Source organism: Microbulbifer sp. SE14, from assembly GCF_059834885.1.
Window position 1 is genome coordinate 74,803 of record NZ_JCBAJA010000023.1, and the last position, 21,101, is coordinate 95,903.

Sequence of the window (21,101 nt, forward strand, 5' to 3'; positions counted from 1 at the left end):
AGTGGTGGTTTGCTGGACACCACCTATAACGTCGAGACCCCGGAGGGGATAGATCTGCGCGCACAGGCCGCCGGGCCCGTGCCGCGCATTCTCGCCTACGGCGTCGATGTGTTTTACCGCAGCCTGATACTCATCGCCCTCGGCATAGCGCTGGCCTTTGCCGAGCGCGCCGGTATGGGGATCTGGTTTGTGTGTTCCTTCCTGCTGGAGTGGTTCTACCCGGTCTATTTCGAGGTGAAGCGCGGCGGCCAGACGCCGGGCAAGAAGGCCTTCGGCCTGATGGTGGTCAACGACAACCTGACCCCGGTCTCCTGGGGGGCCTCCCTGCTGCGCAACCTGCTGCGCTTCGCCGACTTCCTGCCCTTGGCCTACGCGGCGGGGGTGATCAGCATGACGCTCAGCCGCAACTTCCAGCGCCTGGGAGACCTGGCCGCCGGCACACTGGTGGTCTATCGCCAAGCGGACAAGGTGCACACGGCGCTGCCCGATGTCGCGCCCCTGGCGCCGCCCCGCGGCCTGCAGCTTGCGGACCAGCAGGCGCTGGTCAGCCTGACCGAGCGCGGCGGGGAACTGAGCGAGGCGCGCCAGCGGGAGCTGGCCAACCTGCTGGAGCCGGTCACCGGCAAAAAGGATAAAGCGGCGCTGGACTACCTGCGCGCCGTGGGCAACTGGCTCCTCGGCGGCCAGGCGGGTGGCAGATGAAGCAGCGGGATTTCGAAAACCGCTACCGCGACGGCTGGGAGCGGCTGGAGCAGTGGCTCAAGACCGGCGACGCCGGCGACACCGCCGCGCTGGACCTGCCCGCCGCCTACCGCGGTCTCTGCCAGCAGCTGGCGGTGGCCAAGGAGCGCCAGTATACGAACCAGCTGATCGACCGCTTGAACCGGCTGGTGATGGCCGCCCACCACCGGGTCTACCAGCAGCAGACGCTGCGCCGCAACACCTGGCTCTGGTACCTGCTGGCCGGCTTCCCCCGGGCAGTGCGCGCGCACAGCCGCAGCGTGTGGCTGGCCACGGTACTGTTTGTGCTGCCGGCGCTGGTGCTCGGCATCGGCAGCTACAAGAACGATGCGCTGATCTACGCGGTGATGTCGCCGGCACAGGTGCTGCAGTTCGAATCCATGTACGACCCGGGCAACCGGGTGCTGGGGCGCGAGCGCGGCTCCGACTCGGACCTGATGATGTTCGGCTTCTATATCAAGAACAATATCGGCATCGCCTTCCGCACCTTCGCCGGCGGCGTGCTGTTCGGTCTGGGCTCGATCTTTTTCCTGGTCTTCAACGGCGTCTACCTGGGGGCGGTGTTCGGGCACATCACCCGCGTCGGCTTCGTGTCGACTTTCTATCCGTTCGTGATAGGCCACGGCGCCTTCGAGCTGACCGCGATAGTGCTGGCCGGTGCCGCCGGCCTGATGCTGGGACAGTCGCTGGTGGATCCGGGCCGCCATCGGCGCCTGGTGGCGCTGCGCCTGGCCAGCGTCGAGGCGATGAAGATCATGTACGGCACCTTCCTGATGCTGGTGATCGCCGCCTTCCTCGAGGCCTTCTGGTCATCCAGTACGCAGATGGCCATCGGCGTCAAGCTGGCCGTCGGCACGGCTCTGTGGCTGCTGGTGTTCGCCTATTTCGCGTTCGCCGGGCGCGGAGCGGCGCACCTGGATAGTAAAGCGGCGCACCTGGGTAATAGAGAGGTGCGTCGTGGATCTTGACCGCCTGGCAGTGCGCGCGCGCCTGCGCTCCCCCTGGGAATCCATCGACCTGGGTATAGCCCTGGCGCGCCGGCACTGGTGGCCGCTGTTCCTGGTGTGGCTGCTACCGGCAGCGCTGGTGTTTGCCGCCACCTTCTGGCTGCTGCGCGACTCCCCCGGCTGGGCCCTGTTCCTGGTCTGGTGGCTGAAGCCGGTGTACGACCGGCTGCCGCTGTTTATCGCCAGCCGCGCGCTCTTCGGCGAAACCGTTTCCGTCGGAGCCGCCTTGCGACAGTTCTTCACCCAGAACCGCCGCGACTGGTTCCCCTGGATCACCTGGCGCCGCCTCAGCGCGACCCGCTCCTTCGACATGCCGGTGACCCTGCTGGAACAGAGCAGCGGCAGCGCCCGCGCCGCGCGCATCGGCGTACTGCATCGCAAGCACGCCAGTGCCGCCACCTGGCTGACTCTGACCGGCATCCACCTGGAGACCTTCCTCTTCTTCGCGCTGCTGGCGCTCATCTACCTGCTGATTCCCGAGCAGGTGCAGGTCGAATGGTTACCCCTGCTCGGCAGCGGCACCCTGTGGCTGGAGTGGGGCAGCAACCTGCTGTCCCTGCTGGTAATGGCCGCAGTGGCCCCTTTCTACATCCTCAGTGGCTTCTGCCTCTACATCGGCCGGCGCATAGAGCTGGAGGCCTGGGATATCGAAATCCAGTTCCGCAGCCTGCGCGACAGGCACCTGCGGGAACAGAAACAGCGGGAAAAGCGCGACTCCCGCGCACCCGCCGCCGCCCAGCTGTTGCTGCTCTGCGCCCTGGGCGCGGCCGCCGCGATGCCGCTGGACGGTGCCCGCGCCGACGCGGCGGACACGCCGGAGCAGGCCCGCGAAACCATCGACCGGGTGCTGGCCGGCGAGGACTTCCACAGGATGGAGGAGGTCAGCGGCTGGCGCCTGAAGGAGATCGACCGCAGGGAGGGCGAGTACCCCGAGTGGGTGATCGCCTTGCTCGAGTGGCTGGAGAGCCTCTCCTTTGACAGCGGCGACGCCGAGGCGGACTCCAACTGGGGCCCCGCCGTCGGCCTGCTGATCGAGATACTGCTGTGGCTCGCCGCCACAGGCCTGCTGTCCTACCTGCTGTGGCGCTATCGCGAGCCGATACTGCAGAGCCTGCGCTGGCGGCGTCGGATATCCCAGCCCAAGCGGACGACACCGGAGACGCTGTTCGGCCTGGACGTGCGCCAGTCGAGCCTGCCCGACGACGTCTGCGCCGAGGTATTGCGACTGTGGCAGGCCGGCGACAGGCGCGGCGGCCTGGGCCTGTTGTACCGCGCCACCCTGGCGCACCTGATCGAGGGCTACCAGTTCGAGTTCGGCGATCACCTGACCGAGAGCGAGTGCGCGCAGCTGGTGCGGCAGCGCCAACAGCAGCCTGGAGCGCCGCGTCCAGGTGAAGAGGCGCCGCGGCCAGAAGAAGAGTTGAGACCGGTCGGCGCGGCGCTGAGCGACTTCGTCCAGCATCTGACCGGCGCCTGGCAGCAGCTGGCCTACGCCCACCGCGCGCCGCAGACGGCCAGCGTGCAGACCCTGTGCGACCAGTGGCGGGAGGCCTTCGATCATGAGCGCTAAACGCCTGCTGCTGGGGCTCGCCCTGCTGCTGGCCGCCGCCCTGGTGGCCCTCTTCCTCGCGTTCTTCGAGCGCTACAAGGAGGAGGTGGACCTGGGCTGGAGCCCGGAAGCCTGGCGCAATCCATACCTGGCCGCGGAGCAGTTCCTCGCCGCCGCCGGGCTGCAGTCCCGCCGCGCGGACAATATCTCGGTGCTCGCCAGCCTGGCAGCGGACGACACCCTCTTCCTGGCCAGCTCCAGCCAGGCGTACAACCCGCAGCGGGTGGCCGAGCTGCTGGACTGGGTGGAACTCGGCGGCCACGCGATAGTGGTTGCCCACACATCCGATTTCAGCGAGCAGGACTGGTTGCTGGAACAGCTGGGGGTCACCCTGGAGGAGGGTCGCGAGGACTACTTCTTCGAACACCCCTTCCGGGAACTGCTCGGCGAGGACGTCGATCAGTACGAGGGCAAGAGCGCCAGCGAGATGCTGCGCGAGCACAACCGCAAACTCAGGGAAAAACAGGGCGAGAGCGGGGCAAGCGAAGAGGAGGAAGCGCAGGAGGAGGAGAGGCCGCGCAACCCGGACGTGGACCCGGGGGACCTGGTCACCCTGAGCGACGACGGCGGCGACTACCAGCTGCACTTCGACGCCAGCCTGCTGCTCTACCACCCGGCCCTCGAGGGCGGGGAACCCGGCGGCGAGCCGGTGTTCTGGGCCAGGATCTGGCGCGACGACACCGGCGTGCCCTTCATGCAGTTCGAGCGCGGCGACGGCCTGATCACCCTGCTCGCGGACGGCGGCATCTGGCAGAACCGGCGCATAGGCCACTTCGACCACGCCTATTTCCTCGCCCTGCTGGCCTCCGACGGCGAATTCGTGTTCCTGACCCAGCCGCGCTTCGCCTCCCTGTTCGAACTGGCGCGCCGCTACGCCGCCGAGTTTTTCCTCGCCGGCGCCCTGGCGCTGCTGGCCTGGCTGCTGTTCCGCGCGCGCCGCTTCGGCCCCCTGGCACCGGAGCCGGAAACGGCGCGGCGCTCCCTGCTGGAACATATCTCCGCCTGCGGCCACTACTACTGGCGCGCGGAGAAATGCGAGCGGCTGCTGGCCGGCCAGCGCGGGCGGCTGCTGCGTCGCCTGGGCGGCGACAACGCCGATATGGCCACCCGGCGCCAGCTGTGTACAAGGCTCAGCGCCCGCACGGACCTGGGCGAATCCCAAATTGCCGCCTGCCTGTGGGGCGACCTGCCCCGCAGCGAAGAGGCGTTTACCGAACGAATGCGCAACCTGCAGCAAATCGAGGCAGCCCTATGAGCGACACCACTTACCAATCCGAACAACAACAGGGCCAGGCCGAATCCACCGGTCCGGACTGGCGGGCGGCATCGGCACAGCTGGCGCTGCTGCGCAGTGCCATCAACCGACTGCTGATCGGCCAGGAAGCGGTAGTGGACCAGGTGCTGATCGCGCTGCTGGCCTCCGGCCACGTGCTGCTGGAGGGCGTGCCCGGCCTCGGCAAGACGCTGCTGGTGCGCTCCCTGGCCAACTGCTTCGGCGGCAGCTTCCGCCGCATCCAGTTCACCCCGGACCTGATGCCGGCGGATGTGACCGGCCACGCCATCTACCACATGGGCGAGAGCCGCTTCGAGGTGCGCCGCGGCCCGGTGTTCACCAACCTGCTGCTGGCAGACGAGATCAACCGCGCCCCGGCCAAAACCCAGGCGGCGCTGCTGGAGGTAATGCAGGAGAAACAGGTCACCATCGACGGCGAGGCGCTGCCGGTGCCGCGACCCTTTATGGTGCTGGCCACCCAGAACCCGATCGAGCAGGAGGGCACCTACCCACTGCCGGAGGCGGAGCTGGACCGCTTCCTGCTCAAGGTGCTGATCGACTTCCCCAGCCTGGAGGCGGAGCTGAAACTGGCCGCCGCCGCCAGCAGCGGCCGCATCGAGAAGCAGCTGCAGCAGCCGCCGGCGGGGCAGATGACCGTGGAGCAGCTGCAGCAGTTGCAGGCGCTGATCCCGCAGGTCGCCCTGGACCAGCAGGTGCTGGACTATACGGTGCGCCTGGTGCGCGCCACCCGCGAGTCCGCGCAGCTGCGCCGCGCCGCCGGCCCCCGTGCCAGCATCGGCCTGCTGCAGGCGGCCCGCGCCCAGGCGCTCCTGGCCGGCCGCGAATTCGTGCTGCCCGACGACATCAAGGCGATGGCCATTCCGGTGATGCGCCACCGGGTCGGCCTGTCGCCGGATATGGAAATCGACGGCGAGACGCCGGACTCGGTGCTGGCGCAGATTATCGATACCGTCGAGGCACCGCGGCTGTGACCAGAGACGCCGCAGCGCTGGCCCCAAGCCCCGCGCCAGCGGAAAACAAAGCCGCCGCCGCGACAGAGAAGAGCGCGGATATTCCGGTGCGGAGGGCCGGCATTCGCCCCAGCCGCCGCCTGGTAAAACTGCTGGGCTACTGGTGCCTGGCGGCACTGCTGGTCAGCGCCGCGCGCATCTGGTTTGCGCAGAGTGTGGCTGCCCTGGAGAACCTCTGGTGGATCGCCGGCGCGCTGCTGCTCGGCGGCGCTGCGCTGGATTTCCTCACCGGGCGCCGGGTCGCCGGCCTCGAGGCCGGGCGTCGGCTGCCGGGCAACTTGGCCCTGGGCGTGCCCAACCGCGTGCGGCTGACCCTGCGCAATTCCGGCCCGCGGCGGCTGCTGTTGAATGTCTGCGACAGCCTGCCGGCGCAGCTCAGCGCCGAGCAGCTGCCGCGCTGCGCGCAGCTGGACCCGCAGCAGGAGGTGGCCATCGACTACCCGCTGGTGCCCCACCGCCGCGGTCGCGCGGATTTCGGCCGGATTGAAGTGCTGGCGGATTCCCCCTGGGGCCTGTGGCAGGCGAAGCTGCTGCTGGGGCGGCCCCAGTCGGTCAAGGTCTATCCCAATTTCCTCGGCATCTCCTCGCTGCAGGCCCTGTCCACCGAACAGAGCCTGCGCTTCCTCGGCCTGCACCAGCAGCAGCGCCGCGGCGAGGGCATGGATTTCCGCCAGCTGCGCGAATACCGGGAGGGGGACAGCCAGCGCCAGGTGGACTGGCGGGCCAGCGCGCGGCTGCGCAAGCTGATCAGCCGCGAGTACCAGGACGAGCGCGACCAGGAAATCGTCTACATGCTCGACTGCGGCCGCCGCATGCGCGCCAAGGATGGCGAACTCTCCCATTTCGACCACGCCCTGAACGCGCTGCTGCTGTCGGCCTATGTGGCCATCAAGCAGGGCGACGCGGTGGGCCTGCACGCCTTCGCCGCCGACGAGAACAGCTCCGGCGGCCAGCTGCCGCCAGTGAAGGGGGAGGGCGGCATCAACCTGCTGCTGAACCACGTCTACGACCTGCACTCGGGCACCGCCAACGCGGATTTCACCGGTGCCGCCCAGCAGTTGCTGGCCAAGCACCCGCGCCGCGCACTGGTGATACTGGTCACCAACCTGCGCGACGAGGACAGCGATGAACTGCTGGCGGCGGTACAATTGCTGTCGCGCCGCCACCTGGTGATGGTGGCCAGCCTGCGCGAGACGGCAGTGGACGAACTGCTGCAGCGGCCGGTGGAGAATTTTTCCGACGCCATAGACACGGCCGCGGCCGGGGACTTCCTGCAGCGCCGCGCGCGCCTGCTGCAGCAGCTGCGCGCGCGCAATGTGCTGGTGGTGGACTCGGAGCCCCAGCAGCTGCATATGGCGCTGGTGGAAAGTTACTGGCAGCTGAAACGCAGCGGCAGGATCTAGGATAAGAAAACCTATGCTCAATATCACCGACATCAATGCCACCGCGGTAAAGACCGACCCTTTCCCCTACTTCTACCTGGAACGCTCGGTCAGCCCGGAACATATCCAGGCCCTGATAGACGACTTCCCCCCGCTGGAGAAAGGGGGAAGTTTCAATATCGACGATGTAGAGACGTCGGAGAATTTCCGCCGGTTTGTCGAACAGTTCGACAGCGAGGAGATTCGCAGGATCGTCGGCGAGAAGTTTGCCGTCGATGTGATGGACAAGCCGATGATGGCAACCCTGCGCGGCTATTCCCGCGCGAAGGACGGTCGCATTCACACCGACTCCAAGAGCAAACTGGTCACCATCCTGGTCTACCTGAACGAAAGCTGGGAGGCGGAGACCGGCCGCCTGCGCATACTGCGCAACGGCACCGATATGGATGACTTCGCCGAGGAGCTGCTGCCCGGACCCGGCTCGCTGGTGGCCTTCAAGGTGACCGACAACTGCTGGCACGGCTACCCCGGCTTCGAGGGCCGGCGCCAGGCCATCCAGATCAACTACCTCACCGACGGTGGAGCCAGGGCCAAGCACCGGTTCTTCCACCGGTTGAGCGCAAAGGTGAAATCCCTGTTGCGTTGATTGCCTTGGCACAAAGGAATAACCTGCGCTAAATTGCCAGGGAGGCCAATTCCGATAACGACAATGGCACAACGCAAAAGACCCAGGCCGCTGTTATCCGCGCGTCTGTCTCCATGGCAGGCCGCGCTGCTGCTGTGCGTCTTTCTCGCCGCCCGCGGCCTGGTGCCGGCGGGCTTTATGCCCGCCTCCGTCGCCGCCGGTACACCCTACGATCTCTGCCACGGCGACGGCCGCAGCGCGCTGCTGCTCAGCGCCCTTTCGTATTCCCACCATGGCCATAAGGATGACGGCCACCGGCACGGCGCGCTGACGGCGCAGACCTTTGCCGACAACCACTGCAGCTTCTCCGCCGGCGCGAACACAGCCGCGGCGCCGACGCTGGAGCTGCCTTTTCTCACCACCGGCACCCTGCCCGCACCGGACAGTGGCCTGGAACTGCCGCTGCCCCGGCGCCACTACCTTCTGCCGCCGAAGCGCGGCCCGCCCTTTTCCCGCTCCGCATAGATCTCCATGAATATTTTTGTTCGCGACAATCGCCGTATTGCCGCGGGCCAGATTGACAGCGGCCGCCGCCGGGCGGCGACCGCGCCTGCACGGGAAAAACACGATGAACAGCTTCCACAAAACGATTCTGGCAACCGCCATCTGCTGCGCGCAGCCGGCTTTCGCCCACGAGGGCAGTCCCAATTACCTGCCCGAGGGCCACGCCCCGGCCGGCGTTATGGCCGACCACCTACACGCGAAAGGCGAGTGGATGTTCGGCTACCGCTCCATGCGCGAGGAATACAGCGACATCTATAACGGCTCCGACAGGGTGGGCGCCATGGAGCTGGGCATGGCCGGCTTCTCGATGATGCCCACCGGCATGACGATGGAAATGCATATGCTGGACATCATGTACGCGGTGTCCGACGACCTGACCCTGATGCTGATGCCCCAGTACATGCGCATGGATATGTCGATGGAAATGATCGACGGCGGCCACGGCCATATGGGCGATACGCACGACGGCCATATGATGGGCGGCCACGAACACGACGTGTCCGGCATCGGCGACACCATCGTCGGCGGCCTCTTCCGCATCGCGGATACCCAGGGCTACCGGCTGCACGCGACCCTGGGCCTCAGTGCACCTACCGGCTCGGTGGATGAGAGGAATGCCGACGGCACTTTCACCCACTACGGCATGCAGCCGGGCACCGGCACCTGGGACCTGCTGCCGTCGATCACCTATACCAGTGCGCGGGAAAGGCTGAGCTGGGGCGCGCAGCTGTCCGCGCGGCTGCCGCTGGAGGACGAGAACGACTCCGGCTTCGCCTTCGGCGAGCGCTACGGTGCCACCGCCTGGAGCGCCTACCGCGCGGCAAACTGGATCAGCCTGTCGGCGCGGCTTTCGTATTCGAAGGAGGGGGACATCAACGGCCACTACGAGGGCCCCCACAACCACTCCAGCCCGCCGGATCTGCAGGCCAACTACGGCGGCGAATTCGTCGACTACGGGCTGGGTGTGAACCTGGTCGGCCAGGAGGGAACACTGGCCGGTGTGCGCCTGGGGCTGGAGTGGGTCGGCAGCCTGTCCGCCGATTACAACGGCTTCCAGCTGGCGCGGGAGGAGGGGCTCAATATGAGTCTGAGTTACGCCTTCTGATCGAGTGCCGCTAGCGAAACAGATCGCGGCCGTCCGCCGTTGGCCGCGAACGATTTGTCAGTCTGCCGCGAGTCTCAGAAGCGGTAACCGAAATTCAACGTCAGCGAGCGCAGATGCCCCAGGTCGAAGTCGTAGGAAACCGGCCTGCCGACGTCGTAATAGTTGTACTCCACCGAGGTATCCAGGGAGTCGGTCCAGTTGTAGCGATAGCCGACGCCGGCATTCCAGTAGTTATCGTCGCCGCTCTGGTCCACGATGACGAACTCCCCGCCGCGCTTGACCCTGTCGACATCGAAGTCGCCGTAGTTCCAGCCCGCCATCCAGTAGAGGCACTGCACATCACAGTTCAGGGTAAAGTCCACCTTGAAGTTGACGCCGTACTGGTCGACGGAGATGTTGCCGTCGTCGAAATTCGAATAGCGCAGCTCCACCTGCCACACCCCCACGGTCGGGGTTATGCCGATACTGGCCTGGGCGAAGGTGTCGTCATCTTTATTGATCTGCTGTTGGGCGGTGCCGGCACCGAAATTGGCAACCACACGGTACTCGCCGGCACAGATGCCCTCGAAGGGGTTGTTCCACGCCTGGGCACCGGCCGCTGTCGAGTAAACCAGGGCGAGAGCAAACAGGATTTTCTTCATTACGACCTTCCTTGGAACTTAATTGCCGGCAATCAGCGTTCGGCTTTGGGGGAACTGTGGCTGGGGGCCACGTCGATGATGGCCCAGATACCGCCGCGAAAGGCGGGGTTTTTGCGCAGAGCTTCCAGGTCTCCCGGCGTCGGTGGGGGATCGCCGACAGCGCGCAGCTCCTCCAACCGCTGCACAATGGTTTCGGCCATCTTCTGCAGCGCGGAGTCCAGGCTATCGGCGTGGCAGTGACAGTGGGGCAGGTCCGGCGCTATGGCGCCGAAGCCGGCGTATTCGATATTGTGGACCACGACCGGATAGCGCATCAGGAGTTACTCTTATGGCGTTAACTCATCAAGCGTAGACGGAATTTATTTTTTCGTGGCGGTAAGGCGTGAAAAAGTGGCGCGCGGAAAAGTGGCGTAATCGGAACGGGAGTCGCCATTTGCGCGGCGAACCGCCAGTTATTTTTTATTTACTCAGCGCGGTATGCGGCCCAGCAGCGCGCGGCGGGAAAAGATCATTTCCTTGTAGGTTTGTCGCAGGGAGATATCCAGTTCCGACCCGGAGCCGCCCATCTCCTCCATCTGCCGCTGCAGCCAGGTGATCTCGGTTTCCAGTTGCCGGCGCAATCTGCGAATTTCACTTTCGCTCATATTGATATGCGCACTGCGGACACTGGACATGGCTCTATCTCAACCGGAACTCTCGCCTGGAAGGCGCCGAAATAGCCCGCGGTACGCGGGCTCAGGGTAAGATAAAGCTTAGACGATGGCCGGTTACTTTGTGAGCAATTCGCGCCAGTCGAACGCCGGGTCGCCGATCACATAGAAGAAGGGATTCAGCAGCGAGTCCTTGGTGTTGTAGCGCAGCAGGCGGAAGTCCTCGTCCACCACAGTACCGCCGGCGGCCTCCACCACGGCCTGGGCCGCGGCCGTGTCCCACTCGCAGGTGGGCGCCAGGCGCGGGTAGAGATCCGCGGCGCCCTCGGCCACCAGGCACAGCTTCAGGGAACTGCCCATGTTTTTGCAGACCACCGTTCCGAGGCTCGACTCGATGCGCTCCACCAACTCGTCCACGGCGCCTGCACCGTGGCTGCGACTGGCCACCAGCTCCACCGGCTCGCCGGCATCCAGGCGCGGCTGCAGGGCGCGCACGCGGATTTCCTCTTCGCCCTCGGCATTGCGCTTGAAGGCGCCGTGATCCTTGGCGCCGGCATAGGTGATACCCAGTACCGGTACATGTACCACCCCCAGCACCGGCTCGCCGTTTTCGATCAGCGCCACATTGACCGTGAACTCACCGTTGCGGCGGATAAACTCCTTGGTGCCGTCCAGCGGATCGACGATCCAGTAGCGCTGCCAGCGGCTGCGCTCCTCGAAGGAGGGCATCTCCTGCTCCTCCGACAACACCGGCACGCCGTCGATCAGCTGCGCCAGCGCCGGCGCCAGCACCGCGTGCGCGGCCAGGTCGGCGGCAGTCACTGGCGAGTCGTCCGCCTTGGTGTCCACTTCCAGCCCGGCGCTGCTGTTGTAAACCTCGAGAATCGCCTCCCCCGCGCGGGTGCATATTTCGATCACCCGCTCCACCAATGCCTTGTTATCCAGTGCCCAGTCCATAACCGCTCCCGTTTCTATGAGCGGGGCATTATACGCAGTTGGCGCTGCTTGGGCCCGGGCACCGCTCCCGGTTTTCCGTTCAGCCCAGCCCCGCAGCCGACGCACCTCTTCGGCGGTCACATCCGGGCGCTCCTCCGGCCAGAATAGGAGGAAGTCGCCGGCAGCCTGATTCACCACCTGCACTGCGAGGTGGCGGCGGTGCCGACCGATACCCCAGCGCGCGCACTGTTGGATGAAATGCTCTCCTATCCCGGCGTACCGGCGCGCTGGCACTGGTGCCTGGCCATGGCGCCAGCGCCATTATTGGCCGGCTTGAAAGCTGAAAGATCGCTGATCTCGCGGCCATGGGCCGCGCCTACAGGGGCTACAGGGAGCCGAATTGCCTATGTAGGAGCGGTCCGACCGCGATCGACCTATTTGTTGGCAATTTTTTCGCCGGAGCAGGACTATGCCGGAAAGAGTCCGTCGATGGACAGGTAGCGCTCGCCAGTATCGTAGCTGAATACCAGCACGCGGCTGCCGGGAGCGAAGTCGCCCTCGCGCTGTTTCACCGCCGCCAGGGCGGAGCCGGAGGAGATGCCGACGAAGATGCCCTCCTGCAGCGCACACTGGCGCGCCATCTCGAAGCTGTCCTCCTCACTGATCAGGATGGTGTCGTCCAGTATTTCCGTGTTCAGAATCTCCGGCACGAAACCGGCACCGATGCCCTGCAGGCGGTGCAGGCCCTTCTCGCCGCCGCTGATCACCGGGGATTTTTCCGGCTCCACGGCGAAGGTCTGCATTTTCGGAAACTTTTCCTTCAGTACCTCGCTGCAGCCGGTGATATGGCCGCCGGTGCCGACACCGGTAACCAGGTAGTCCAGCCCCTCGGGGAAATCGGCCAGTATCTCCTCGGCGGTGGTCTCGCGATGCGCCTGGACATTGGCCGGGTTGCGGAATTGTTGCGGTATCCAGCTGCTCTCAATTTCCTGCTTCAGCTCCTCCGCCCTGGCGATGGCACCACCCATGCCGAACTCCTTCGGCGTCAGCACCAGTTCCGCGCCCATCGCCTTCATCACCTGGCGCCGCTCCACCGACATGGATTCCGGCATGGTCAGTATCAACCGGTAGCCCTTCACCGCCGCCACCATCGCCAGGCCGATACCGGTGTTGCCGGAGGTGGGCTCTATGATCACACCGCCAGGCTTCAGTTCGCCGCTGGCCTCGGCCGCCTCGACCATGGACAGGGCGATGCGGTCCTTGATGCTGCTGCCGGGATTGAAGCGTTCCACCTTCATCCACACCTCGATATCCGGACGGAACAGGCGATTGATCCTGACGTGGGGGGTGTTGCCGATGGTTTCGAGGATATTGGCTGCCTTCATGCGCGACGCTCTCCTTTTTCCGTTCGCGGTCCTATCTGTTCGCCGGCGGCGGGCAATTGCACCGCCGCGGACTTTGCCGAATACTGGCGCCAGCAAACCACAAAACCATAAAAATCGCGAGAAAACCATGACCGCCACTTCCAGCAGCCATTCCGTCGCCCTGCAGACGCGCCTGCCGATCGCCTTCGCCGCCACCGCCTTCGCCTATATGGCCCTGGACGCCGCCGGCCTGCGCGGCCCCTGGATGGCCTCGCTGAAGATAGTGCCCATCGCAATACTGGCGCTGATCGCACTGCAGAACCTCGCGGGTCTCACCCGCAGCCTGACCCTGGTGGCCCTGGCCCTGTCGGCACTCGGTGACCTGCTGCTGGCGCTGGAGTTTCCCAACCAGTTCGTGTTCGGCCTCGGCGCCTTCCTGCTGGCCCAGTTGACCTATGCCGGCAATTTCCTGCGCGGCGCCGCTCGCTTGAACGATTGGCGCTGCAAGCGCACCCTGCTGCGCGGCCTGCCCGTGCTGGTGGCGGCCACCCTGCTGGCGCAACTGCTGCTGCCGGCGGCTGGCGAACTGGCACCGGCGGTGCTGGTCTATCTGCTGGCGATAGTGGCCATGGCCCTCAGCGCGGCGGCCCACAGGGGCGACTCGGCGCTGCTGTTCACCGGCGCCGTGACCTTTATGATCTCGGATACCCTGATCGCGCTTAACAGGTTCGTGACCCCGCTCCCGCTGGCGGGCACCGCGATTATGGTCACCTACTACGGCGCCCAGCTGGCGCTGCTGTACGGTATAGGCCGCGCGCGGGCATAATAAGGCGTTCATCAGCGTGGGAGAGAATCGGGCTATGCTCAATTTCCACCACCGAACGCGAGGTACTCTTCATCCATGTCACCCATGCTCGACTGGCCCAAATTCGACTGGCAGGACATAGACGCAGTGCTGCTGGATATGGACGGCACCCTGCTCGACCTGCACTACGACAACCACTTCTGGCTCGACCACCTGCCCAAACGCTACGCGGAGATCCACGGCCTGCCGCTGGAGCGGGCGCAGCGGCAACTGGACGCGGAGATAGAGGCGCGCCGCGGCACCCTGGAGTGGTACTGCCTGGATTTCTGGACCCGGGAGCTGAGACTCGACGTGGCCGGGATACTGCGGGAAATCGAGGACCGCATAGCCCTGCGCCCGCAGACCGAACCCTTTCTCGAGGGGCTGCGCAACCTGAACAAACGCGTCTTCCTGGTCACCAATGCCCACCGCCGCGGCCTGGAACACAAGCTGGAGATCACCGGCATAGACCGCTGGCTCGACGGCATAGTCTCCTCCCACGACCTGGGCCACGCCAAGGAGAGCCTGCACTTCTGGACCGCGCTGCGGCAGCGGATCGACTTCGATCCGGCCCGCACCCTGTTCGTGGACGACAACGAGACGGTACTGGCCGCGGCGCGGGACTACGGCATCGCCCGGCTGCTGTGCATCCGCCAACCGGACAGCCGCGGTCCCATGCGCGAGATCGCCGATTTTCCGGCGATTCACCGGTTTGACGAGATAATGGCGATCTGAAGCCACTGATGGGACGAATGCCGCAAAGCTCAGTGGCTCCGATCCGGTCCCGCCGCCGGTGGCCGCCCGGGAAAAAACCTCATCGGTAAATATTTCCCGGGCGGCCACCGGCGGCGAGACCTCACATCGCGATAGCCGAAACATCGGTGCCCTCTTCAACGGGGGCATACATCTCTACAGTAAAATCGACCTCAATGGATAAAGTACGCATCGACAAGTGGCTCTGGGCCGCACGTTTCTTCAAGACCCGCAGTCTCGCCAAGCAGGCCATCGAGGGAGGCAAGGTGCACGCCGACGGCCAGCGGGTCAAAGCCAGTAAGGAGATCACCACCGGTACCACCCTGAGTATCCGCCAGGGCTGGGACCTGCTGGAGGTAGAGGTGCTGGCCCTGTCCGACCAGCGCCGCGGCGCCGATATCGCCCGCACCCTCTACCGCGAGACCGATGCCAGCATCGCCAAACGGGAACAGGCTCGCGCCGAGCGCCAGGCCAGCAATGCCGGCATCCACAGCGACAGGCCCAACAAGAAGCAGCGCCGGCAGATACACCGCTTCCTGCGCGAACAGGACTGATAGCCTGCTAAACTGGGCTCCACACAATTTGATAACGACGCTGTATACGATGAAAAGACTCTTCGCCCTCGCAGTACTGTTACTGCTCTCCGTCCAGTCCGCCCTCGCCGACAGCCGCGAACACGAGCTGCTCAAACGCTCCATCATCAAGATCTACACCACCGCCGCGGCGCCGGATTACTTCAACCCCTGGGCGCTGCTGAACGCCCAGCAGCTGTCCGGCTCCGGCGCGGTGATCAGCGGCAAGCGAATACTCACCAACGCCCACGTCATCGCCAACGGCAGCTTTATCCAGGTGCAGCGCCACGGCGACGCGCAGAAATTCCGCGCCCAGGTGCAGTTCGTGTCCCACGACGCGGACCTGGCGCTGTTGACGGTGGAGGACGACAGCTTCTTCGAGGACACCCGCCCGCTGGCTCTGGGCGAGCTGCCGGAACTGCAGGAGGAGGTCACCGTCTACGGCTACCCCATCGGCGGCAAATCCCTGTCCATCACCCGCGGCGTGCTGTCGCGCGTCGAGCACCAGTACTACGCCCACGCCGAGAGCTACCTGATGGCCGGGCAGATAGACGCCGCCATCAACCCCGGCAACAGCGGCGGCCCGGTGATCTCCGGCGGGCGCATCGTCGGCGTGGCCATGCAGACCAACCAGGGCGCCGAGAACCTGGGCTACTTCGTACCGCCGAGCGTCATCGAGCATGTATTGGAGGATGCCAAAGACGGCGTGCACCAGGGCTTCCCCGAGCTGGGCGCGGTGACCCAGAGCATGGAGAGCCCGTCGATGAAAAAGGCCGCCGGCTTGAGCGAGGACCAGGAGGGCGCGCTGGTCGTCAAGGTGTTCGGCGACTCCCCCGCCGCCCAGGTGCTGAAGCCCGGCGACGTGCTGCTGGAGGTGGACGGCTACCCGGTGGCCGCGGACCGCACGGTGGAGTGGCGCGAGAACCAGCGCACCAACTACCACTACGCGGTGGACCAGTACCACGTGGGCGACAGACTGCCGGTGCGCTTCTCCCGCGACGGCAAGGTGCGGAGCGCCGAGATCACCCTGGCCGCGCCGCCGCCGTCGCGCTCCCTGGTGCTGGGGGAGCAGTTCGACCAGCGCCCGCGCTACTACATCTACGGCGGGGTGGTGTTCGTGCCGCTGAATATGAACCTGATCAAGCGCTGGGGCAACAACTGGCACTCCAAGGCGCCGATCGACTACCTCTACGCCCGCAACCAGTGGAACAGCGATGAGCGCCGCGAGCTGGTGGTGGCGCTGAAGGTGCTGCCGGCCGGTGTCAACCTGGGCTACCACGACTGGAAGAACTGGATCATCGACTCGGTCAACGGCCACAGCGTGGCGGACTTCGACGAGTTCGCGCAGCTGATGGAAAACAACCAGGCGCCCTTCGTGAAGCTGCGCGACGAAGCCGGCTACCGCATGGTGCTGGACGCCGCCGCCGCGCACGAACAGGAGCCGCTGATACTGCAGACCTACCACATACCGCACCGCCATTCCCAGGGACTCTTCAGCACCCTGGCCAACAAGGATGAATAACCGACAGTAGAAGGGAGATTGCCATGAGGACCGTGTACGGGGGGTTACTGGGTCTGCTGCTTGTGGCCGCGGCAGCTAACGCCGACGAGGTCTACCGCTGGGTGGACGAGAACGGCAAGGTGCACTTCGGCGATCGCCCCCCGCTTGCGGCCAAGGCGGAGAATATCGAGGGCGAACTGCGCCCGATCAACTCCGCAGACGCCACCAGGCCGCAGAAGAGCAGCGCCGGCCGGCGGGACAACGATCCCGAGCGGGAATACGAGGACCGCCAGCGCCGCCGGCAGCTGGAGCAGCAACAGCAGATGGCCAGGGCCTGCAATGCCGCGCGGAGGGAACTGCAAATGCTGCAGGGCCGGGTGGCGTTTATCGACGAAAACGGCAAGGAAATAAAAATGACCGAGCGCGAGCGCCAGCGGCAGGCCGCGCGGCTGCAGCGCGAAGTGAAGCGCGTCTGCGGCTGACCCGCCGCCGCGACTACCATTTGTGGATATCCACCTCTAAAATCCCGCGGTTTTTCTACCGAGGCACTCATCCATGTCCGATCAGCTGGAACGCTTTATCTTCTCCCGACACGACATCCGCGGGCAGGTGGTGACCCTCACCGACGCCTACCGCGCCGTGCTGGAGAACAACCAGCTGCCGCCACCGGTGGCCCGGTTGCTGGGGGAATTCCTCGCCGCCGCCTGCCTGCTCTCCACCACCCTCAAGTTCGAGGGCCTGCTGATACTGCAGGCGCGGGGCGAGGGGGACGTGCCGCTGATTCTGGCCGAATGCACCCACCACAGCGACTTGCGCGGCATTGCCCGGGTGGCCGAGGGGGCGCAGATAGATGACGGGGCCAGCCTGCGCCAGCTGATCGGACCCCGCGGCGCCCTGGCGATCACCGTCGATCCCCGGGACGGCGAGCGCTACCAGGGCATAGTGCCGTTGGAGAAGGACACCCTGGCGGAATGCCTGGAGGACTACTTCACCCAGTCGGAACAGCTGGCCACCCGCTTCTGGATAGAGTCCAGCCCCGACACCGTGGGCGGCATCATGCTGCAGGTGCTGCCGGGCAACAACGCCGCCTCCGAAGAGGAGAACCGCGACGCCTGGGAGACGGCCCAACATTTGGCGGAGACGGTCACCGCGGAGGAACTGCACTCGCTGCCCCACGACCAGCTGCTGCACCGGCTCTTCCACGAGCTGCAGCCGGCGGCGCTGGGCACCGCCAATATCCGCTTCAGGTGCAGCTGCTCCCGCGAGCGCAGCGCCCGCGCGCTGATCGCCCTGGGCCCCGAGGAGGTCTACCAGCTGCTGGAGCAGGAGGGTGGCGAGATAGCCGCCGACTGCCAGTTCTGCAATACACAGTACCGCTTCGACCGGGAGCAGATAGAAACGCTGTTCAACGCCCCGCCGCCCACCGTGCACTGATCCGGGGCTCGGGACTCGGGAAAACCGGGAGGGGATAAGCGCTAACTCAAGTTTCGGAGTTCACATCGAGGGCTGGGACGCTCCGGTGGCATTGCGCGCGGCCCTGCTGGCGGTGATTACCTGGCAAATATTTACCGATGAGGTTTTTTGCCGGGTAATCACCGCCAGCAGGGCCGCTCGAAACCGCTTCACCCCGGGCCAGCCAATCCCGGTAAACGCCGAAACTTGAGGCGCTAAGCGCTTCCACGCCGGGCGCATCCACGCCGGGCGCATCCACGCCGGGCGCATCCACCAACCCACTGGCTCAGTGCCATCCGGAGAGGACTATCGCGGCCATGGACGCGATGGCCGCCCCGGCGCTCCTACAGGCCCCCCACCCCACACGAGGATTCTGGACCCAAAATCCATCAAATCAATGTAGTTAAACTACACAATCCGAATTTCAAATAATCCAGCATAAAATTTTCCCTGACAACGCTGTCAGCGATTAAAAAACGACCAGACTTGCTACCGGGGCAAATTGAAGTTTGCCATAATGCGCCCCCCGAATTTGCCCGGCCGCCGCGCCCTGTGGCGGCCCAGACTATTTTTTACTGATACAACTTCACGGGTAATCGACGAATGGCACAGATCGACGACACCGCGCAGGTCTTCAAGAACCTGGCGCCGGCGCAATTGGTTGAACAGGCGCTGGCGCGCGGCGAGGGCAAGCTGTCCGACACCGGCGCACTGGTAACCGAGACAGGCGCGCGCACCGGCCGCTCCCCGGCGGACCGCTTCGTGGTGGAAGAGGCCTCCACCGCGGACAGCATCGACTGGGGCAGCGTCAACCGCGCCTTCCCGCAGGACAAGTTCGACGCCCTGTGGAACCGCGTCGAGGACTTCGTCGCCAGCTCCGACCGCTTCGTACAGCAGCTGCACGTGGGCCAGGACGAGGACCACTACCTGCCGGTCGTCGTGACCACCCAGACCGCCTGGCACAACCTGTTCGCGCGCAACATGTTTATCCGCGCCGACAAGTACAACCCCAAGGGCAAGGAAGAGTGGCGCATACTGCACGCCGCCGACTTCGCCTGCGAGCCCTCCCGCGACGGCACCAACTCCGAGGGCTGTGTGATCATCAACTTCGCCGCGCGCAAGGTGCTGCTGGCCGGCATGCGTTACGCCGGCGAGATGAAGAAGGCCATGTTCTCGGTGCAGAACTTCCTGCTGCCGGAGAAGGATGTGATGCCGATGCACTGCGCCGCCAACGTCGGCGCCGACGGCGACACCTGCCTCTTCTTCGGCCTGTCCGGCACCGGCAAGACCACCCTGTCCGCCGACCCGGAGCGCTTCCTGATCGGCGACGACGAGCACGGCTGGGCCAAGGGCGCGGTGTTCAATATCGAGGGCGGCTGCTACGCCAAGACCATCAACCTGAGCCGCGAGAACGAGCCGGTCATCTGGGACGCCATCCGCTTCGGCGCCATCGTCGAGAACGTGGTGACCGACGAGAAGGGCACCCCCGACTACGACGACACCAGCCTGACCGAGAACGGCCGCTGCTCCTACCCGCTGGAGCACGTGGAGAAGCGCCAGCTGGAAAACCGCGCCGGCGAGCCGAAGAACGTGATCTTCCTGACCTGCGACGTGTCCGGCGTGCTGCCGCCGGTGGCCATCCTTTCCAAGGAGGCCGCGGCCTACCACTTCCTGTCCGGCTACACCGCCCGCGTCGGCTCCACCGAACTTGGCGCCGAGGCGGGTATCCACCCCACCTTCTCCACCTGCTTCGGCGCGCCCTTCATGCCGCGCGCCCCGCGCGAGTACGCGGACCTGCTGATGAAGCGCATCGAGGACTTCGGCTCCAGGGTCTACCTGGTCAACACCGGCTGGACCGGCGGCTCCGGCGACAAGGGCAAGCGCTTCCCGATCCCGGTGACCCGCGCCGTGGTGGCCGCCATCCAGAGCGGCGCCCTGGAAGGCGTCGAAACCGAGCACCTGGACGCCCTCAACCTGGATATCCCGCTGGCAGTGCCTGGTGTGGACAAGGCCTACCTGAACCCGCGTGAAGCCTGGGCCGACAAGGCCGCCTACGACGACCAGGCCGGCAAGCTGGCCAAGCTGTTCGCCGAGAACATCGAGAAGTTCAAGGTCAGCGACGAGGTGAAAGCCGCGGGACCGCAGGCTTAAACCCGAAAACCCGGCCCCCCCGAGCGGGGCTCGGGTTTTGCCCCTCCCATGACCGACCCATCGCCCCTCTACGCCATTCCCGGCACCATGTGCGACCAGCAGCTGTGGCAGCTCCTGCGCCCGCAGCTCGAGCCGCTGCCCCTCGTTCACCTGCCGATTCCCGATGCGGACTCGGTGCCCGCGCTGGTGGAGGCGCTGCTGGCACAGTTGCCGGACACGCCGGTGGACCTGCTGGGCTTTTCCCTCGGCGGCTACCTAGCCGCGGCCCTGGCCGTGGCGGCGCCGGATCGCTTTGCGCGGGTCATGGTCGCCGCCAACAGCCCCTGCGCCCTGCCCGCGGAGGAAGTGAAGCAGCGGCGCCAGCTCCTGGCCTGGGTCCAGCGCCAGGGCTACGGCGGCCTGAGCGACCGCAAGATCGCGCAGATGGTGGCGCCGGCCAATCTGGCCAACCCTGCCATCGCCGGCTGCATGAAGGCCATGGACCAACGCCTGGGGCAGGCCACCCTGATGACCCAGCTGTCGGCCACCAGCGAGCGGCCGGACCTGTACACGCCGCTGGCGGCGCTGGGTGCCAAGGTGAGTTACTGCTACGGCGAGCTGGACCAGCTGGTGAACCGCGACTGGATGGCCGCCATGGCCCGGCACGCCCCCGTGTGCGAGCTGCCCGGGGCGGGCCATATGTTGCCTCTGGAGGCCCCGGGCCTGCTGGCGCGGGAAATCGATCGCTGGCGGGCAGCGGCCGTTGGCCATTGCTGAGGGTGCCGAAAAACGGGACTCGCAGGACCACCATGTAGGAGATGTAATAAAGCGGCGAGGCATTGATCTAGCTTTGGAAGGGGTCAGTCCCCTAATCTGGTTGAGATTGAATCACAAGGTCGCTAAGCGCCTTAAACCAGAAGG

The 21,101-nt window shown here is 65.7% G+C and carries 22 protein-coding genes; 17 read left to right on the forward strand and 5 right to left on the reverse strand.

Features of this window, described 5'->3' with window-relative positions; all coding sequences use genetic code 11:
- The first annotated feature begins 9 nt into the window (after nucleotides 1-9).
- The 9 genes from AC6R19_RS15990 (at nucleotide 10) to AC6R19_RS16030 (ending at nucleotide 9,337) form a co-directional block, all read left to right on the forward strand.
- Entirely contained in the window at nucleotides 10-702 is a 693-nt protein-coding gene (locus AC6R19_RS15990; protein WP_500580841.1) for an RDD family protein, read from the forward strand.
- The gene (locus AC6R19_RS15995) at nucleotides 699-1,709 is read left to right on the forward strand and encodes a stage II sporulation protein M (RefSeq protein WP_500580842.1); all 1,011 of its coding nucleotides are present in this window, start codon (nucleotides 699-701) and stop codon (nucleotides 1,707-1,709) included. Before AC6R19_RS15990 ends, AC6R19_RS15995 begins: the two co-directional genes overlap by 4 nt.
- Nucleotides 1,699-3,318, forward strand: a complete 1,620-nt coding sequence (locus tag AC6R19_RS16000; RefSeq protein ID WP_500580843.1) for a hypothetical protein — start codon at nucleotides 1,699-1,701, stop codon at nucleotides 3,316-3,318. The genes AC6R19_RS15995 and AC6R19_RS16000 overlap by 11 nt, the downstream gene beginning before the upstream one ends.
- Nucleotides 3,308-4,612 (forward strand): DUF4350 domain-containing protein, encoded by a 1,305-nt coding sequence (locus tag AC6R19_RS16005; RefSeq protein WP_500580845.1) that lies wholly within the window; start codon nucleotides 3,308-3,310, stop codon nucleotides 4,610-4,612. The genes AC6R19_RS16000 and AC6R19_RS16005 overlap by 11 nt, the downstream gene beginning before the upstream one ends.
- Complete coding sequence (locus tag AC6R19_RS16010; RefSeq protein WP_500580846.1) at nucleotides 4,609-5,622, forward strand: AAA family ATPase; 1,014 nt, start codon at nucleotides 4,609-4,611, stop codon at nucleotides 5,620-5,622. Before AC6R19_RS16005 ends, AC6R19_RS16010 begins: the two co-directional genes overlap by 4 nt.
- On the forward strand, nucleotides 5,619-7,064 hold the full coding sequence (locus tag AC6R19_RS16015; RefSeq protein ID WP_500580847.1) for a DUF58 domain-containing protein: 1,446 nt from the start codon (nucleotides 5,619-5,621) through the stop codon (nucleotides 7,062-7,064). Before AC6R19_RS16010 ends, AC6R19_RS16015 begins: the two co-directional genes overlap by 4 nt.
- Before the next feature lie 13 nt (nucleotides 7,065-7,077).
- Nucleotides 7,078-7,689: a 2OG-Fe(II) oxygenase gene (locus AC6R19_RS16020; RefSeq protein ID WP_500580848.1), complete on the forward strand. Its 612-nt coding sequence runs from the start codon at nucleotides 7,078-7,080 to the stop codon at nucleotides 7,687-7,689.
- A gap of 63 nt (nucleotides 7,690-7,752) precedes the next feature.
- Nucleotides 7,753-8,193 (forward strand): hypothetical protein, encoded by a 441-nt coding sequence (locus AC6R19_RS16025; RefSeq protein ID WP_500580849.1) that lies wholly within the window; start codon nucleotides 7,753-7,755, stop codon nucleotides 8,191-8,193.
- A gap of 103 nt (nucleotides 8,194-8,296) precedes the next feature.
- Nucleotides 8,297-9,337, forward strand: a complete 1,041-nt coding sequence (locus AC6R19_RS16030; RefSeq protein ID WP_500580850.1) for a hypothetical protein — start codon at nucleotides 8,297-8,299, stop codon at nucleotides 9,335-9,337.
- Between the two features lie 74 nt (nucleotides 9,338-9,411).
- On the opposite strand, the gene AC6R19_RS16035 is transcribed toward AC6R19_RS16030, so the two are convergent.
- From AC6R19_RS16035 to cysK, 5 genes are all read right to left on the reverse strand, one after another.
- Nucleotides 9,412-9,978, reverse strand: coding sequence for an outer membrane protein (locus AC6R19_RS16035; protein ID WP_500580851.1), 567 nt, complete (start codon nucleotides 9,976-9,978; stop codon nucleotides 9,412-9,414).
- 32 nt (nucleotides 9,979-10,010) lie between these two features.
- The gene (locus AC6R19_RS16040; protein WP_500580852.1) at nucleotides 10,011-10,292 is read right to left on the reverse strand and encodes a type II toxin-antitoxin system HicB family antitoxin; all 282 of its coding nucleotides are present in this window, start codon (nucleotides 10,290-10,292) and stop codon (nucleotides 10,011-10,013) included.
- 153 nt (nucleotides 10,293-10,445) lie between these two features.
- Nucleotides 10,446-10,652, reverse strand: a complete 207-nt coding sequence (locus AC6R19_RS16045) for a hypothetical protein (RefSeq protein WP_500580853.1) — start codon at nucleotides 10,650-10,652, stop codon at nucleotides 10,446-10,448.
- A gap of 93 nt (nucleotides 10,653-10,745) precedes the next feature.
- Entirely contained in the window at nucleotides 10,746-11,585 is an 840-nt protein-coding gene (cysQ, locus tag AC6R19_RS16050) for a 3'(2'),5'-bisphosphate nucleotidase CysQ (protein ID WP_500580854.1), read from the reverse strand.
- 446 nt (nucleotides 11,586-12,031) lie between these two features.
- The gene (gene cysK / locus AC6R19_RS16055) at nucleotides 12,032-12,949 is read right to left on the reverse strand and encodes a cysteine synthase A (RefSeq protein WP_500580855.1); all 918 of its coding nucleotides are present in this window, start codon (nucleotides 12,947-12,949) and stop codon (nucleotides 12,032-12,034) included.
- Between the two features lie 127 nt (nucleotides 12,950-13,076).
- Here cysK and AC6R19_RS16060 point away from each other — a divergent pair, with 127 nt between their 5' ends.
- The 8 genes from AC6R19_RS16060 (at nucleotide 13,077) to AC6R19_RS16095 (ending at nucleotide 20,957) form a co-directional block, all read left to right on the forward strand.
- Entirely contained in the window at nucleotides 13,077-13,754 is a 678-nt protein-coding gene (locus tag AC6R19_RS16060) for a lysoplasmalogenase (protein ID WP_500580856.1), read from the forward strand.
- A gap of 75 nt (nucleotides 13,755-13,829) precedes the next feature.
- Nucleotides 13,830-14,507, forward strand: coding sequence for a GMP/IMP nucleotidase (yrfG, locus tag AC6R19_RS16065; protein ID WP_500580857.1), 678 nt, complete (start codon nucleotides 13,830-13,832; stop codon nucleotides 14,505-14,507).
- 194 nt (nucleotides 14,508-14,701) lie between these two features.
- A complete protein-coding gene (locus AC6R19_RS16070) occupies nucleotides 14,702-15,079 on the forward strand; it encodes an RNA-binding S4 domain-containing protein (RefSeq protein ID WP_500580858.1) in 378 nt (125 codons plus the stop codon).
- A 49-nt stretch (nucleotides 15,080-15,128) separates the two neighbouring features.
- Nucleotides 15,129-16,619, forward strand: a complete 1,491-nt coding sequence (locus AC6R19_RS16075) for a S1C family serine protease (RefSeq protein ID WP_500580859.1) — start codon at nucleotides 15,129-15,131, stop codon at nucleotides 16,617-16,619.
- Between the two features lie 23 nt (nucleotides 16,620-16,642).
- Complete coding sequence (locus tag AC6R19_RS16080) at nucleotides 16,643-17,080, forward strand: DUF4124 domain-containing protein (protein WP_500580860.1); 438 nt, start codon at nucleotides 16,643-16,645, stop codon at nucleotides 17,078-17,080.
- A gap of 73 nt (nucleotides 17,081-17,153) precedes the next feature.
- On the forward strand, nucleotides 17,154-18,032 hold the full coding sequence (hslO, locus tag AC6R19_RS16085) for an Hsp33 family molecular chaperone HslO (RefSeq protein WP_500580861.1): 879 nt from the start codon (nucleotides 17,154-17,156) through the stop codon (nucleotides 18,030-18,032).
- Nucleotides 18,033-18,653: 621 nt separating this feature from the next.
- Nucleotides 18,654-20,201 carry a phosphoenolpyruvate carboxykinase gene (locus AC6R19_RS16090; protein ID WP_500580862.1) on the forward strand — a complete coding sequence of 516 codons (1,548 nt, stop codon included), beginning with the start codon at nucleotides 18,654-18,656 and terminating at the stop codon, nucleotides 20,199-20,201.
- Nucleotides 20,202-20,249: 48 nt separating this feature from the next.
- Nucleotides 20,250-20,957, forward strand: a complete 708-nt coding sequence (locus tag AC6R19_RS16095) for an alpha/beta fold hydrolase (RefSeq protein WP_500580863.1) — start codon at nucleotides 20,250-20,252, stop codon at nucleotides 20,955-20,957.
- Nucleotides 20,958-21,101: the final 144 nt, after the last annotated feature.